A 15,929-nucleotide genomic window follows, 5' to 3' on the forward strand; every position below is an offset into this window, starting at 1 on the left:
TAGCTTGGCCTTGAACTTATCCGTGAATTGTCTGCGTTTCTTGCCCATCTGCATCCTTTCTTTTTGACCATTTAAAGGATACAGATTCCACTTAAGACAGTGGTACTAATTTCGGGGTAAACCGCAATCATAGCAATATGCCTGCAGCAGCCCCTATAGTTGTCTGTTGCAGGCATTTTTTTTCAAAGGAAGTCTTTGAAAGAAAATCGTCAGCAATTCCAAAATAAAAAACGGGCGTGACGATTATTGTTTTTAGCCACTATCTAGAAGTCTTTCCTCCCTTTTTCCTTCCTCTCTTCAATTTCCAAATTAGTTCACAGCCCAGATCCGGCAATCTTATGCTCATTACTTCCGTGTGGCAGTGACTCTTTATTTCGAGTTTCGTCGGGTCGCGTCAGCACTTCCCTTAAATCACTTTCATCGAAACAAAAGGTCTGCTCTCTATTTGTCGGTATAAGCGACTATAGTTCAAATAACCTAATCTGTTTTTGCATATTACTAATATTAAGCACTAAGGTATAGTGGATATTTTGCGGAATAGTAACACAGTCAAAAATGTTAGGGCTAAGTAGTATGGTGATACAAAAGTGTATCGCTACTGTGCAAAAGAAAAAGATCAATTGCAAGGAGAGAGTCTATGATTAAGCATGTGTTTGTATCATTGTGTTTATTTGGAATGGTTGCCTTGATGGGCTGCTCCAATGATTCCATGAAAGACGCCATCGACTTAACGGTGGGCGGCGAATCTTTTACCGGCGTCATTAAAACAGATGATATCCGTTGGTATAAAACGCAACTGGAAGCAAAGAAGGAATACGCGTTCATCGTCAAATCAGACGAATACAGGGGTTCTGTCGGCGCTATTTTTTCGGTCTACCTCGTAGAAGATGATGTTCAAAACTTGATGTGGCAAGAACATTATGATCCCTCCCGATTTATCCAACTCACCCATGAAAATGATGACTGTTGTGAGGAACAATTTCCACCTTATTACGACGAATGGAGTTATGCCAAACAACTTGCCGTACCTTATTTCATGGCCCCGAAATCCGGCACCTACTATATTTCTATCGAGGGCTATACACAGGTTAATGGCGATAAGCCCGCCAACACCTATGCCTATGCGGACACCTTGGTGTACAGCGTGGCTGTCAAATATGCCTACTCCCCCTTCAATCCGCAAGGCGTGAACATTGAACCTAAACCTCAAGGTGCGGGTGTGCCTTATGTAAACTCGATGATAGAATCCTACGAAGAAGTATTTCACCCCATTTCACTAAAACAAAACCATACCTATCAAGTGCAAATTAGGCGAAGCGACAACGTGTACTTCCCCGAATGGCTCGATGAATATGGAGAAGAGTTGTCCGATTCGATGTACTTTACCGCGCCTTATGACGGTACCTTCTTGCTTTGGGTCGAAGGTTTCGGTGATATGTTCGGCTATGCTGAATACGGCTTGCGGGTTCAAGAAGATGATCACGGAAATACTATGACCACCTCTACAGAAATTCCGCTCGAAGCGGCGTCCACGGTGAAGGGGTATCTCGGAGAAAATGATCAAGATTGGTTTAGCATTACTATACCCGGCAAAGAAGATCCGGAAAGCCATAGCTATAACCAATATCGCATCACCATTGACAATCCGGAAAAATTTAACTTGAGTGGAATTGCACCGGAATTAGACGATGACGCACAAGTTATTCCGGGAAGTTATCTTTTGATCCAGCAAAATCATGAATACAAAATAAGTTTTCAGGTTGTCACGAATCCCCTATTTTCTTATTTGAATAATCAGCCCGACGGAGCAGGCGCTTACACCATTTCGATGAAAAAACTTGCTCCTTTAGAAGTCGTCTGATTTTTTCATCCGATAATAGTTTATAATCTATGCCTGCGGCAGCAGAACAAAGGTCTGCCGCAGGTCTTTATTGTTCTTATTTAGGCATTGTATTTTTTTTGATGCAAGCAGCCGCTAAGCGCTTGACACGGGAGTCCTTAATTTCGTAGAATAGGGATATGAAAAAGCAGGGGAGAAGTATTTAGGGGTATTGGTTGTATTAATTCCTCCAAATTAAGTGTAAAGGAGTCTCTATTATGCGTGTATTATCTTCTTTAAAAACGGCTAAGACCCGTCATCCGGGCTGCAAAATTGTGCGTCGCAAAGGACGTGTTTATGTGATCAATAAGATCAATCCACGTTTTAAAGCGCGGCAAGGCTGAGCCTGTTTGTTCTATTTGGATAGGGCTGACAGGGTCACGGCTGTTCCCGACAGACATTTTCTCTTTCTTTCTTTTTCCTTATAAAACCCTGTATCTCATGAGGTACGGGGTTTGTTCTTTTTCGGGGAAGCCGTTGCAGCGCAAAAGCCTTGAGGAAGGCGGCTGCAAGACAATACACAAGCCTTTAAAAAGAGGCTTGATGTTACAACACCTCTCTGGGTTAAAATAGAAGGGCTTGGGATACTTCTTTCTTGTCCGGACTCCTTAAACCACACCACTTCGGAGACGTTTATTAAACCCGTGACAGGCGGGATTCGTAAGCTTAAATATTCATTGGAAACCAACGTTCAACAGATACAATCGTGAAGGGAAGATATTATGTCAAACAAAGATTTGAAAGCCATGTATCGTACTCGTACTGAAGGGGAATTTCCGGAACAATTTTCCGTCTTAGGGCAAGATTATGCAAAGGTGGAAAATCTCCGCTATGGTACGAATCCCCATCAACCTGCCGCTTTTTATCGTCCTGTCAAAGACAGCGGTCTGGTTCTTGGCGCTTATAAAATGCTTAAGACAGGTAAGAGCGGTTTATCGCAGACCAATCTTGAAGACATGCACCACGCTGTCGGTATCCTGAAATATATGAAACGGCCCGCCTGCGCCGTCATGAAACACTGTAATCCTTCCGGCGTCGCCATGCAGCACGGCTCCATGCCTTTGACGCAGGTCTATGAGCGTGCCCGTGACGCGGATGCACAAGCCGCCTTTGGCGGTGTCGTCGCATTTAATACGACTGTCGACGAAAATACAGCGGAAGAAATCATGCAAACGATTATCGAAGCCGTAGTCGCCCCGGACTTCTCAGAAGGCGCTTTGGAGCTCTTCAACGACTACGCGCGTTTTAAACGGAACAAAGATATTCGTATTGTTTTGACACCCCCTATTGCCGGACTGCCGAAATATCTGGGGGATACCCAAAATGCATGGGAAATGAAAGTCTTTGATGATGGCTCCATCGTCTTGGCGCAACCCTATCTCTCACGGATGCGGTCGGTGGAGGATTTTGTACCTGCCTATAATGACCATGCTAAAAAAGGACGCATCGATATTGCCCGCCCTGCAACAGAACAGGAATTGGAAGATCTGCTCTTTGCATGGAGAGTCAATTTACACGTGCGCTCCAACGGCGTGGTGATTGCTCGAAACGGACAGACCCTCGCTGTGGGCACCGGCGAACAAGACCGCGTGGGCGCCGTACAGCAGGCTGTTCATAAGGCAGCAACAAAATATAAAGGCGACGAGTCGCTCAGCGGCGCCGTTATGGCATCAGATGGTTTTTTCCCCTTTCGTGATGCAGTGGATGCAGCAACGGGTTCAGGGATTAGTGCCATCGCGCAGCCGGGCGGCAGCGTGAATGACTATGATGCTATCGTCGCAGCCAATGAATCGAATACCGCCATGGTCTTCACATTGGAGCGCTGCTTCTCACATCACTGATAAGCCCCCTTAACGTGCCATTAACGCCTTCTGCAGCTCTTTTACAGAGTAATAGACCAAGTCAGGCTTCCGGGTCGCTTTTTCAACGTCTTCCTTGGTACTCTCTCCGGAGAGTACCAAGATCCCCGGCATGTCCGCTTCATGGGCCATGGCAATATCTGTATATAAACGATCCCCTACCATAGCGGTTTCCCCCGCTTCCCTTCCCAATACTTGCAACGCCAATTGTGCAAAGGCAGGTTCCGGTTTACCAATAAATTTGGGCAGGCGTCCTGTAGCGGATTCAATTAAAGCGGCGATGGCGCCGCAGTCCGGGATATACCCGTATTCTGTCGGACAGACGCGATCCGGGTTGGTGGCAATATAGGGGAGTCCGGCACTAACCAACAAACAGGCCCGTTCCAGTTTTTCATAGGTAAGGGTCTTATCAAAAGCGATCACGACTGCTTCGGGATCTTCATGCTCAAGATCCATTCCGACGCGCAGCAATTCTTGCTCAAAGCTTGGAGTGCCCAAAACACACAATCGACGGTAAAGCGTTTCTTTTTGTAAATATCGCGCCGTAGCGGCGCCAGCCGTAAGTATGGAGGAGACCTCCACGTTGATTCCCATACGCTTTTGTTTGTTTTGGTAATAGTCGCTATCCGCCGATGGATTATTGGTCAAAAATAAAAAAGGGATTTCGGATTGTTGGAGATAACTTATAAATTCAACAGCGCCGTCAATAAGGTTTGGACCAAGATATACCGTACCGTCCATGTCCAGTAAAAACGCGTTAATTCTATTTATAGTCATCCCTTCTCTCCTTCTTTATAGTTGCTGTTACATTAAAAATTGTATTCGGTTCATCATCCGTCAAAACAGCGGTATCTAACGAAGACCGGCATTAGGAACACCACCGCCGTCTAAGGCAGTCTAACCGCTATCCCCTTCCCTTTGCAAGAGGACTCTGTTTGAAGGGCAGCTGTAGGCTGAATCGAAGTCTCTAAATAAAACAGGCATGTACGCTTTCCAAAGGAAAGAATACATGCCTGACAGTCGTCAAAAAAGGACTTAATCGGGGCAATCAATAATAGTAGTTGGTGCCGGTATCCGTATCGGTATCCGTTCCCGTGCCTGTCCCGGTTCCGGTACCGGTGCCTGTGCCGGGAATAATCTTCCAAGCCGCTTGTCTATCGGCCAGTAGGAGTCGATCAATAACAGCTGTGGTAAATTCCAATTTGATTTGGAAATTACTGATTTGGGCATGCTCCGGCTTTTGAGATACCGGTCTAAGATGTCTTGATGTACGCATTATTGTTTCACTCCCTCTTTATCGGGTTAAAATGAAAATGAACTCAATCAACTGATCCAATGAATTAAGCAGGAATTCTTTCCAAATATAAAAATTGGAGAGTTGCGACAGGGCCGGCTTCCGCGTTACCGGTTTATGATGCTTCATTTTTATTCTCCTGACCGAGTTAATGCCTTTTGTATCGATCACAGGTCACAATTTATATTCCAACAACCTGCCCAGACCTAGGCAACACCACTTTATTATGCAGTATTAATACCACAAATGCAAGTTTTTGTCAAGTATTTCCTTTTCCTATCAATGTAAACTTTTTCGGTTCCACCTAGCGAAGCCATTCTCTACGGGTGATTTGCCGGCGGCTATTCCGCTACAGGCAACGAAAAGGGCGAGATGTAGGGGCCAAATTCTTTTTCAGCAGCCACTAAGCGATCCCGTTGTTCGTTCAAGATTTTGAAAAGGAGTTCCGGACCGTCAAAGACTTGCTCGTGATGAAACTTCATCACACGATCCAGCTTGTCCAGATTCTCTTGGATGCGAATCGTGAATTGTTCCTCATAAGCTTCACGGGTGTATTCTTTGTTTAGCACTTCTTTAAAGAGCTCTTTCAAATCTTCATAGCACGGGATCATGCCCGTGGGTGCTTTCAGCGCGCACACTTCATTGTGGACACGCCGTTCCATCCATTTCACCCAAATATGTTTGTCGCGCACACCATTGACAAATTTTCCCTCTTTGTTGCGTAAGAAATAGTTAACACCAAAGATTAAGGGCGGGCGCTCTACTTTTGTTCCAAAATCTAAATTATTTTTAATGTATTGCCCCAAAGGAATGGCGACAAAATCCTGAATACTCATGAGGTTAATTTCAGGCACCCCTTCTTTGCCTATGGTAGCGAAAGTGGTCTCTGTCTCAAGGCTGGCGCCATAGGCGATAATACCATGTTCCCAACTGAAGGCTTGCTGACAGGGTACATACGCCAGAGCGTCGCGGCCGCCGTACATGATTCCCGACAGCTCGACGCCACAGGGGTTTTCCAATTCCTTGTCGCAGTTTTGCAGGGCACGCAGGGAAATGGCATAGCGCGCATTTTTGTGGGCCAATGGAATTTCCGCCCCTTCTTGGTCTTTCTTTCCTTTGTACCATTGTCCGACGAAAGTCTCGCCGTCATCGGGCGTTTCCCTATCCATACCCAGCCAATAAGGTTTTCCGTCTTTGACCAAGACGTTGGAGAAAATCACTTCACCCGGTTTGTTGAGGGCATCCCAAATAATGGGGTCATCTTTTTCCGTTACGTTTTGGATAATACCAAAAATACCGGCTTCTGCATTTACTGCCATACATTTGCCATCAATCGCTCTGAAGAATGCGATGTCATCGCCCACAATGCTTTCACCGGGCAACATGGCCGTGGAGGTCTTTCCGCAGGCACTTGGGAAGGCACCGGCAAAATACGTTTTGCGTTCGTTTTTGCCGTGAACGCCCATGAGGAACATGTGTTCTGCAAGCCAGCCTTCGCGACTCGCTTTTTGAATGGTTAAACGGAGCGCAAGCTTTTTAAGTCCCACCGTATTGCCCGCATATTGGGTATTGACGGAATAGACGATATCCGTTGTGTGATCAATATAAATCCGCTTCTTATCGACCTCTGCGCTGACTTTGCGATCATCGACTTTACCGCTTGAATGGAGTGTCGCGAAAAACCGGGCATCTTTGCCGAGACGTTTAAATTCGTTAAAACCGGGGCGGTATAACAGATCCAGAGAATGAGAGACGTAGAATGAATCGGTGCATTCCACGCAAGGGATGCTGAAATCTGAAGCATTCGGTCCAAGCGCCATAAAGCGCACAACCATAATACGCCCACGCATAGAATCTTTTAACAGTTCGCGAATTTCTTCAAGCCCTTCTTCGCGGTCAATTTGGTTCAATGCCTTACTTAGCGACTTCCCTTCAGGCACAAGATACTTCGTTACTTCACGGTCTCGTCCTTGATCTTGGGGACCATCAAAGTGAATGGTATGGCCATCAATGCACAGGGAACGTTCTTCACCGATTTTTTGTGCCATCTCACGGGTATAAGCAATATCTTCTTCTTCGTCAGTGCTCACCCATACGGAATCCGGGGCACACAGCTCAACGGAATCCGCCAAGAATTGAAAAAGCGCCTCGTTATTCAAAGACTCAATCAATGAAGAATTGCGTTCATCAAGCATGGCTCGTAATTTTTCAAGATTTGAATTACTCATCTTCAATTTCCTTTACAACGATAAATTTGTAGGCAATGCTTTTTGTCCGGCTGCTTTATGGCATAAAAAACTTTCACGGGACAGCATCGCCGAATATGTTCGTCAGACAGTACTGCTGCTTAAGGGGCGGCACTTTTTACGCACTAATCTGTATGTACAAACTTATTGCCTGACCGCCTTATCAATTATTAAATGATGTTTGCAGCGTTGTGCTGTTACTTCGTTCTCGACCGGAAATTTTGCCTAGGTACCTACGAATCCAATGCGTACAGTTCAGGGAGGCATACACTTCAATTAGTTCCCATTTTACAAGACCATGGTTCAGACGGAGGGATAGGGCAAAAGCTTCACTTCCGGTAGCTCAGCCTTTATTTAGCAGTGGAGTATATAGAAAAAGGCTATTGTTTTTCAACTTTTAGAGATTTTAAGCCGAATATTTTACAAAACATATCTCTTTGTCCACGGAACAAGCGGCGTCGTTTATGCAATGGAATATACGGATACTTTCCCCGATCCCGGCTTCGGAAAGGCCGGCTATTCACCCCATCGGGCTTTGTGCGATTCTTTTGCCATCCACTGTGTTTGAAAGTCTAAGATAACCATCCATTGCCGGGGTGTGTAGCCGGCAACGAGCCCCTGTTCCTTCGGCATTTGGTAGGAAATAGTGGTAATATGTTTTATCCCCACAGCATAATAGAGGGCGACTTGTTCCGCATAAGATAAGGTACGATGACGTTCATAGGCACTCAACAACATATGGATTCGATGCTCCATTTTTTTCTCATCAGCGGCACTGCGAATACATAAATTGGAAACGGCGTAGGACAAGTCTTCGAGATAACATCCGTCTCCCGCAAATTCCATATCAATGATTCCATTAAGCTTTTCATTGATGAAGAGTAAATTGCCGCTGTGCCAGTCTCCGTGAATGATACCTGTTTCAAAGGTATGACGCTTATCCGCATCTAATTCAGTCTTTGCATCATTCAAAAACTTAAAAATATTGTTGCAATGATTTTTTGTTTTAGGCCCCTTATCTTCGCTGAGCGCCCGCTCGAAAAATTCCTTCAGATTATGGGTGGGCACTTCACTAAAACGCCATTTTCGAGCGTCCCTCGGAGGAGCAGGCATTCCCTGACATACCTGATGAAAACGCCCGAGGGCACTGCCTGAAATCTGCAGTGTATTTTCAGTAACGGGCATGGAACCGCCGTCCAAAAACTCTTGTAATTCCAAGGTTCGATTATCCAGGCAAACGAAAGAATGACCGTCGCGGGTTCTTTTAATATTGGCAACGGGCAATTCGTTTTTAAGTAAATGATAGGCGAGATTATGCTGAAAATAAAGGGCAGCCAAGGTGACCGGATCATTGTCGTAGGTTTTAAGAAGAAATTTACCGGCCTCGGACTCCACTACCAGCTTGTAGTGTCGCCGTTGGTGGGTGGTTTCAAGAAAATAGGGGGTTTTAAATGCACCCAGATCATAATTTTCTTTTAGGATTGCGCCGATTTTCTCAAAGTCGTTTTTATCGAATACCAATGCCTGTAAAACCTTAAGGAGACCCGAATAGGCTTGAGGAAACAGCCTCGCAATAATGACATTTCATTCCTAAAGTATTCGGTAATGTTATTGTGATGATACCTTGCACGATAGACTGCAAGCAGACGCATTGTGACTCAATGCGCGTCGTAAATCCGTCATAACTCTTCCCTTTTATACTACCATGGAAGCGATGGACTTTTCCACAGATAGAGCAAACGCTAACATTCCTATAAGCCGTTATTGCTTGTATTTTTTTTCCGCAATACCCTGAAAAATCCCCAATTCTTATTTAAAGGAGCGCCGAAAATTTTCTCTGTGTCAGCGCGGGCAAAAAAATGAGGTGTACTCAGAGGGGCTTTTCAGATACAATATTATTCATGGAACGGGCAACTACCAGAATATACACCATATCCGAGGTAACACAGCGCATCAAAGGGCTCCTTGAGACTGAAATAGGAACGCTTTGGGTCAGCGGCGAAATCTCTAATTACGTGCGTGCCACATCGGGGCACGCCTATTTTACCCTGAAAGACGCCAACAGCCAGCTTGCTGCCGTCATCTTTAAAGGGCGCTTAAACTACGTTAAATTTGTGCCTGAAAACGGTTTAGAAGTCCTTGTTCGCGGAAAACTCACGGCTTACGAAAAGCGCGGTACCTACCAGATTTTTATTGAGGAAATGCATCCGAAAGGACTGGGCGCACTTCAGTTGGCCTATGAAAAGCTGAAGCAAAAACTGGCAGAGGAAGGCTTGTTTGACGAGAAACACAAAAAAAAGATTCCGCTGCTGCCCCGTCGTATCGGCGTTGTGACCTCCCCCACCGGAGCCGCCATTCAGGATATTTTGAATATTATTAATCGGCGTTTTGCTAATGTCCATGTCTTGTTATATCCCGCCCGTGTTCAAGGCACAGGTTCGGTAGAACAAATTGTACAAGGTATTCGCAGCTTAGATCAGTGGGGCGTCGATGTCATCATTGTGGGCCGAGGCGGCGGTTCTTTGGAAGATCTCTGGTCTTTCAATGAAGAACCCGTTGTACGTGCAATCTTCGCCGCCACGACACCTATCATCTCCGCCGTTGGCCACGAAATAGACTATAGCCTCTCTGATTTCGTGGCGGATCTGCGCGCGCCCACGCCCAGCGCCGCGGCGGAATTGGTGGTTCAAGAACGCGCCGCTCTTGTGGATCAATTACGACAATACAAGAACCGTTTAAAAATGGGACTGGGACACCACTTCTCCCGTCTGAAGACACACTTTACCACGTTGAGCGAATCCTGGGTCTTTACAAGTCCGGAAATGCTTTTCCGTGAATACAGACAAGTTCTGGATGAGCTGCGGCTTAACTTCGGAAAAACGCCTGAAATATTTTTGCTGATGAAAAAACAGGAGATTGCACGCAATGCGCGTCTCTTAAGCGTATTATCTCCGCAAAAACGACTTGGTGAACAGACAGCGCAATTCGAGGCATTGAAACAACGGCTGAATCGCGACGGCAGATTAATTGTGGATATGACGCGCCGCCGTTTTCATGCGCTGCCGGCGCGGCTCCACGCATTAAGCCCCTTGGCTGTCCTAGGACGAGGCTACGCACTTGCTTTTAAAATGCCGGAAGAGGAACTGTTGTATTCCGTGACGCAAGTCGAAACAGGAGAGGAAGTGCGCCTTTGGCTCCGTTCCGGAGAACTGATTACCCAAATAAAAACCATAAACGAAAAAGGTGGAATCAATAAATATGAGCTCGAAAAAGAATAGTACCTCCAAGGAAAGCAGTTTTGAAGATGATCTTCAGCGCTTGGAAGAAATTGTCAATGATTTGGAATCGGGAAAGCTTCCCCTTGACTCGGCTTTACAACAATTTGAAAGCGGTGTCAAGTTGGTGCGTAAATGTGAACAGACCTTGAGCGCCGCAGAAAAAAAGATTGAGATGCTGGTACAAGGCATGGACAACAACCTTGAAGCGGTTCCCTTCAATGAATCGGGTGACGCCGAAGAAACGGCAACTGCTGAGAAGCCTTCTCCCGACACCGCTAAGCATCAACCCAAAGAACCTAAAAGTAAACAAGCCCCTCCGAGTGCCGCAGAATATTCTGATGCAACAGAAGACGATGCTGATGACGAAGATGAACTCTACTAATGGACATGAACGCCTTCTTAAATAAATGTGCGGCATTTGACGATACTGCACTTGAAACCTATATCGCCGCCTGCATCGGCGCGCCGGCAGCACTCTTGGATGTAATGCGCTATAGTGTGCAAGCAGGCTGGAAACGCTTTCGCCCTGCCTTGGCACTGGGAGCCTGTGAATTGGCCTGCGGCGATCCTATGCCTGCTTTGCCCGGAGCCTGCGCACTCGAAATGATCCATACCTATTCCTTAATTCATGATGATCTGCCCGCCATGGATAATGACGACATGCGCCGGGGCAAACCCACCTCCCACAAAATATTTGGTGAAGCTGTTGCGATTCTTGCTGGCGATGGACTGCTTACCCTTGCCTTTCAGGTGATCGGACAGCGTGGCAATTTGGCGGCCATCCATGAACTTGCCCGCGCCTCCGGCATTGAAGGCATGGTAGGCGGTCAATATCTTGACACCCAAGCCGAAGGAAAGGCCATTACTCTTGATGCTCTCAAAGAAATCCATTCAAAAAAAACGGGTGCATTAATTACCGCTTCGCTGCGTATCGGCGCGCTCTTAGGAGACGGTTCCGATCATTTGCTGGATTGTCTCACAGGCTATGGTGAACATCTGGGATTACTATTCCAAATTACCGATGATATTTTAGATGTCACCGGAGACAGCGCCGCCTTGGGCAAGACGATTGGCAAAGATCAGGAACAGGGCAAGGCAACCTACCCCGCTCTGCTGGGATTGGATCAAGCCCGTGCCTTGGCCGATGAAACCGCAGCAGCAGCCTTGGCAACACTTCATAGTTTTGGATCGGAAGCCGACATCTTTCGGCGGCTCATCGATTTTTTACGGCACCGGAACCACTGATACGAATTCAATACTATGCGCCTCTCCTCTATGCCTGCAGCGCGCCTACTGCCCCTTCGGGAAGGAACGATTCAACACCCTTCAAGACGTTCTTATCGGGCTTTGAAAAGGTTGTCTCAATTTTCAACTCGCATTATTTCTTAAAAGATTGCTTATTAGATGATGTTCACGGCAAGATCGAAAATGATTTCCCATGTAGAATTCTCCACAGATTCATAAAAAAACAAATTAAAATTTGCTTTTTTTCTTAATTGCTGGCATAATACAGACTTAGCCTTGCGCAAACTGTATTGTTGGTTTTCGGGGGCGACATGGTTTCGACGGTGGTGGATGAAGTATGAGCAGCGTGCCGAGGTCCCCGGTGGCCTCGTAAAAAACCGGGAAACACTTAACTGCGAACAATAACTTCGCTCTCGCTGCCTAATTAAAGTGCAGCGCGTTCCGGTCGTAATTGCCTGCTAGCGACTAGGAACGACAGCAGCGGGCCTTGAGTCGGGAACCGACAACATACCGATAAGAGTACTTCGTTGTCTAGCGATGTCGAAAAGCGAGTCTGACGCGTTTCGAAAGGGCGAATCCTCAAAAGAAAGACTACGCACGTAGATACTGATATGGAAGCACTATCGGACGCGGGTTCGATTCCCGCCGCCTCCACCATGTTTTGTTTTGCGTTCTACGTCTCGTGTGAGATGTTCGTCGAAGAAGTCTTTTGCCATGGACTCGGCTTCGATCATGTAGAGTTTCATGGCAAAAAGGATGATGAAGTATGAATGTCTATGTAGGCAACCTTGCGTATGCCACCACAAGTGACGGTTTGCGCGCACTCTTCGAAGAATTTGGCGAGGTAACATCGGCAAACGTAATCTCTGATCGAGATTCCGGGCGCTCCAAAGGCTTTGGTTTTGTCGAAATGGCTGACGATGCAGCAGCTCGTGAAGCAATCGAAAAACTGAATGGGACTGAAGTTGACGGTCGCACCATTACGGTCAATGAAGCACGCCCTCGTGAAGAACGCAGCAATCGTGGCGGACGCGGCGGTGGTTATGGCGGTGGTCGTGGCGGATATCGCCGTTAATATAACGATTCCGTAAATAACGCTTATTAAAGCCGGAGCATTTTACCATGCTTCGGCTTTCCTTTTTTATCGGTATATGTTTGGCGTCGTCGTCCGCTGCGCGGGTGCGCCTCATAAGGGTCGGATATAAATATTACGGTACCACACCTCTCCCCCATGATCTTGCAGCGCGAGCATCCCTTCAAGAGGCAATTCTGAAAACGCAATGGGGAATTTACCCAAGGGGGTCGTCATCAAACTGAAGTCCGTGTCAATCACTTTCCATCCATTGACAGTAACCTTCACTTCTTTTCCTTGGACACGAATGTCATAAGAATTCCATTCGCCTGCAGGGCGGGCAAGATTATACATGGGACAGGCCATGTCGTAGATGGAACCTGTTCCTGTTCTGCAGGGGACTTTACCGTGATCATCGAGGACTTGAATTTCGAAGCCGCGACGGACAGGATCATTTTCTTTGACGCGCAAGAAGACACCGCTATTGGTTCGCTTAGCCACTTTAAATTCTACATGTAATTCAAAGTCGCTAAATTCGCGGGCTGTATATCCGGCATAACGCAATTTTCCAAGGGACTTCCCGAACAAATGAAGCTGCCCGTCTTTAATCTCAAAGATCGCGTTGTCGTCTGTAATATTTTTCCAATGGGTTTCTTGATCCGGCGCAAGCAGATTCACCCAGTCCTCACCGCTTGGCGGGTCGGTAGGCATGCCTTCCGGTCGAGGCTTCCATTGTCCTTCCAGTGCAAACTGTACTGCGAAATAGCCAAGACCAATACACAATGCCGTCAGCACCACGGTGATTAGGATCGTCTTTTTCATACCAATACCCTCCGTTTATTTTGGATAATCAGATACATACGAACAATGAATGCAAGGTTTCAGACGCAACACATTCATCCGTAATAGACTCATTAAAAACTATTGTTTTATTTTTTGAGAACTTTATATTTCGGCCGTTGCCAAGGTCATAATAGATTCTTGGTTCGCCTCTGCTCCGGACAGCTCGCCCATAATCCGCCCCTCCCGCATTACATAAATACGATCACACATTCCCAACGCTTCAGGCAGCTCGCTGGTGATCAGAATAATCGCCACGCCTTGCGCGGCAATCTCATTTATGAGCCGGTAAATTTCCATTTTTGCACCCACATCGATGCCGCGCGTCGGCTCATCAAAAATCAAGACTTTGGAATGGGTCAACAGCCATTTTGCCAACACAACTTTTTGTTGAGTTCCCCCACTTAAATTGTGGACGATCTCTTCCACGTGAGGCGTCTTGATTTTTAATTTACCTACGAAATCCCGGGCGATACGCCGCTCTTTCGAAGGCAGCAGCAGCGGCCCTTTCAAGGCGGCATTCATATTAGACAAGGTTATATTCGCGCGCACACTCATACCCAAGACCAAGCCCTGCCCTTTACGATCTTCCGTGAGCAAGCCCAAACCATGGGCTATAGCTTGCCTGGGAGAACGAAAGACAAGGTCATTATTGTCCAGTGTGACTTTTCCTTCCGTTAAAGGATCTGCGCCGAATAAAGCGCGGGCAACTTCGGTACGACCGGCGCCCACCAAGCCGGTAAGACCAATCACTTCCCCCGCACGTACTTGGAAAGATATGTCGGAAAACACTCCTTTCCGCCCCAGTTTTTCTGCACGCAAACGAACAGCTCCGGGCTCGGAACTCCGCTTCGGAAATTCATCTTTGAGTTCACGGCCAACCATCATCCGTATTAACTCTTCCCGAGATACATCGCAAACATCGCCCGTGCTGATCCAATGCCCATCGCGCATGACCGTGACACGCCGTCCCAGCTCAAAGATTTCTTCCAAACGATGGGAAATATAAATGATCGCCATGCCCTGTCTATAGAGCGACTTGATCAAGGTAAATAATGATTCCAGTTCGTGATCGGTCAAGGTGGCGGACGGTTCATCCATCACAAGGATACGGGCGTTAATGGACAATGCCTTCGCAATTTCCACCACCTGCTGTTCGGCCACGCTCAAGGTACCCACGAGACGCCGCGGATTTAAATCCGAGTTCAACTGTTCCAGGGCGCGGGCAGCATTGTCATAAAGCGCCTGCCACTGTACCACACCAAGACGACGGGGCGCACGGCCCAGATAGATATTTTCTGCCACGCTCATTTGCGGCACCAAATTGAATTCTTGATGAATCATGCTGATGCCTAGGCGCGCCGCCTTATGGGGTGTGTTGTATTCAACGGCTTCACCGTTGAGAAATATTTGCCCCTCATCTTTGGAAATAGCGCCAGCAAGTACTTTCATGAGCGTCGACTTGCCCGCCCCATTCTCCCCCACAAGACAATGAACCTCGCCCGGTCTAACAGATAAATTCACGTTGTTCAACGCTACCACGCCGGGATACTTCTTCGTAATGTCCCGCATTTCCAACAAATATTCGCTCATGAAATTATGTCTTCCATGTTTCCGTCATCCAAACAGCAGCAGTGTAGTTCTACCCATAGATACAAAACACAAGAGAAACATCAAAATAAGAACCGTCTCATTTTAGTAAAATGATTATAACAAAAGGAAGTCTATGAATTGCGAAGGGAGAGGGCATGCCGGCAGGAAAGCGTTTATAGCTTGAGGCGCTGCGCCGCCATTCTTGACCCGGTAAGCTGAAGCACATTCTAACCGCCATAAAAAAAGCGACAGGACTAAGCCTGCCGCTTCAATATTAACGTTATTTTACGACGTAGAGCGATTATTGTTCTTCAAGCACGGCACGGGCGACCGCCTTGGCTAAGCGCCGACGCCGTTGTTCTGAAGGCTTTTCGAAATATTTAACTTCTTTCAGACGTTGCATAAGCCCTTCTTTATTGCATTTTTTCTTAAAACGACGCAATGCTTTTTCAAAGGGCTCGTCTACTTTAACACGAACCTTCGTCACGTAAATTCAACCTCCCTCCTGGGACTTTCTTTCAGCGCCGCGACCTTAAGCGCCGGCAGTGGGCGATACAAACGAGTGTCACTACTGCAACTAAACATTTCACAGGGCACTAAAAACAGCCCTTTTGTGATTCACA

The 15,929-nt window shown here is 46.8% G+C and carries 15 protein-coding genes and 1 other RNA gene; 9 read left to right on the plus strand and 7 right to left on the minus strand.

Annotated elements, in window-relative coordinates:
• The first annotated feature begins 637 nt into the window (after positions 1-637).
• From GX117_11355 to GX117_11365, 3 genes are all read left to right on the plus strand, one after another.
• A complete protein-coding gene (locus GX117_11355; GenBank protein ID NLO33928.1) occupies positions 638-1,861 on the plus strand; it encodes a hypothetical protein in 1,224 nt (407 codons plus the stop codon).
• A gap of 236 nt (positions 1,862-2,097) precedes the next feature.
• Positions 2,098-2,223, plus strand: a complete 126-nt coding sequence (gene rpmJ / locus GX117_11360; protein NLO33929.1) for a 50S ribosomal protein L36 — start codon at positions 2,098-2,100, stop codon at positions 2,221-2,223.
• Between the two features lie 378 nt (positions 2,224-2,601).
• Positions 2,602-3,720: an IMP cyclohydrolase gene (locus tag GX117_11365; protein ID NLO33930.1), complete on the plus strand. Its 1,119-nt coding sequence runs from the start codon at positions 2,602-2,604 to the stop codon at positions 3,718-3,720.
• Positions 3,721-3,729: 9 nt separating this feature from the next.
• Here the strand turns inward: GX117_11365 and GX117_11370 are convergent, their stop codons facing one another.
• From GX117_11370 to GX117_11385, 4 genes are all read right to left on the minus strand, one after another.
• A complete protein-coding gene (locus tag GX117_11370; protein NLO33931.1) occupies positions 3,730-4,515 on the minus strand; it encodes an HAD-IIA family hydrolase in 786 nt (261 codons plus the stop codon).
• A gap of 271 nt (positions 4,516-4,786) precedes the next feature.
• Positions 4,787-5,014: a hypothetical protein gene (locus GX117_11375; protein NLO33932.1), complete on the minus strand. Its 228-nt coding sequence runs from the start codon at positions 5,012-5,014 to the stop codon at positions 4,787-4,789.
• 359 nt (positions 5,015-5,373) lie between these two features.
• Positions 5,374-7,260 (minus strand): phosphoenolpyruvate carboxykinase (GTP), encoded by a 1,887-nt coding sequence (locus tag GX117_11380; GenBank protein NLO33933.1) that lies wholly within the window; start codon positions 7,258-7,260, stop codon positions 5,374-5,376.
• 534 nt (positions 7,261-7,794) lie between these two features.
• Positions 7,795-8,799 (minus strand): phosphotransferase, encoded by a 1,005-nt coding sequence (locus GX117_11385; protein ID NLO33934.1) that lies wholly within the window; start codon positions 8,797-8,799, stop codon positions 7,795-7,797.
• Positions 8,800-9,179: 380 nt separating this feature from the next.
• Here GX117_11385 and GX117_11390 point away from each other — a divergent pair, with 380 nt between their 5' ends.
• From GX117_11390 to GX117_11415, 6 genes are all read left to right on the plus strand, one after another.
• Positions 9,180-10,556 (plus strand): exodeoxyribonuclease VII large subunit, encoded by a 1,377-nt coding sequence (locus tag GX117_11390; protein NLO33935.1) that lies wholly within the window; start codon positions 9,180-9,182, stop codon positions 10,554-10,556.
• Positions 10,537-10,938: an exodeoxyribonuclease VII small subunit gene (locus GX117_11395; protein ID NLO33936.1), complete on the plus strand. Its 402-nt coding sequence runs from the start codon at positions 10,537-10,539 to the stop codon at positions 10,936-10,938. Before GX117_11390 ends, GX117_11395 begins: the two co-directional genes overlap by 20 nt.
• Positions 10,938-11,801: a polyprenyl synthetase family protein gene (locus GX117_11400; protein ID NLO33937.1), complete on the plus strand. Its 864-nt coding sequence runs from the start codon at positions 10,938-10,940 to the stop codon at positions 11,799-11,801. Before GX117_11395 ends, GX117_11400 begins: the two co-directional genes overlap by 1 nt.
• 302 nt (positions 11,802-12,103) lie before the next feature.
• Positions 12,104-12,458: a transfer-messenger RNA gene (gene ssrA / locus GX117_11405) on the plus strand.
• The gene (locus GX117_11410) at positions 12,413-12,571 is read left to right on the plus strand and encodes a hypothetical protein (GenBank protein ID NLO33938.1); all 159 of its coding nucleotides are present in this window, start codon (positions 12,413-12,415) and stop codon (positions 12,569-12,571) included. The genes ssrA and GX117_11410 overlap by 46 nt, the downstream gene beginning before the upstream one ends.
• Entirely contained in the window at positions 12,568-12,876 is a 309-nt protein-coding gene (locus tag GX117_11415) for an RNA-binding protein (protein ID NLO33939.1), read from the plus strand. The genes GX117_11410 and GX117_11415 overlap by 4 nt, the downstream gene beginning before the upstream one ends.
• Positions 12,877-12,987: 111 nt before the next feature.
• Here GX117_11415 and GX117_11420 read toward each other — a convergent pair whose 3' ends face one another.
• The 3 genes from GX117_11420 to rpsU form a co-directional block, all read right to left on the minus strand.
• A complete protein-coding gene (locus GX117_11420; protein ID NLO33940.1) occupies positions 12,988-13,695 on the minus strand; it encodes a DUF1080 domain-containing protein in 708 nt (235 codons plus the stop codon).
• A gap of 123 nt (positions 13,696-13,818) precedes the next feature.
• The gene (locus GX117_11425) at positions 13,819-15,306 is read right to left on the minus strand and encodes a sugar ABC transporter ATP-binding protein (GenBank protein NLO33941.1); all 1,488 of its coding nucleotides are present in this window, start codon (positions 15,304-15,306) and stop codon (positions 13,819-13,821) included.
• 301 nt (positions 15,307-15,607) lie between these two features.
• Positions 15,608-15,793, minus strand: coding sequence for a 30S ribosomal protein S21 (gene rpsU / locus GX117_11430; GenBank protein ID NLO33942.1), 186 nt, complete (start codon positions 15,791-15,793; stop codon positions 15,608-15,610).
• Between the last annotated feature and the right edge of the window lie 136 nt (positions 15,794-15,929).

It is taken from the genome of Candidatus Hydrogenedentota bacterium, from assembly GCA_012523015.1.
Classification (GTDB): Bacteria; Hydrogenedentota; Hydrogenedentia; order Hydrogenedentales; family CAITNO01; genus JAAYBJ01.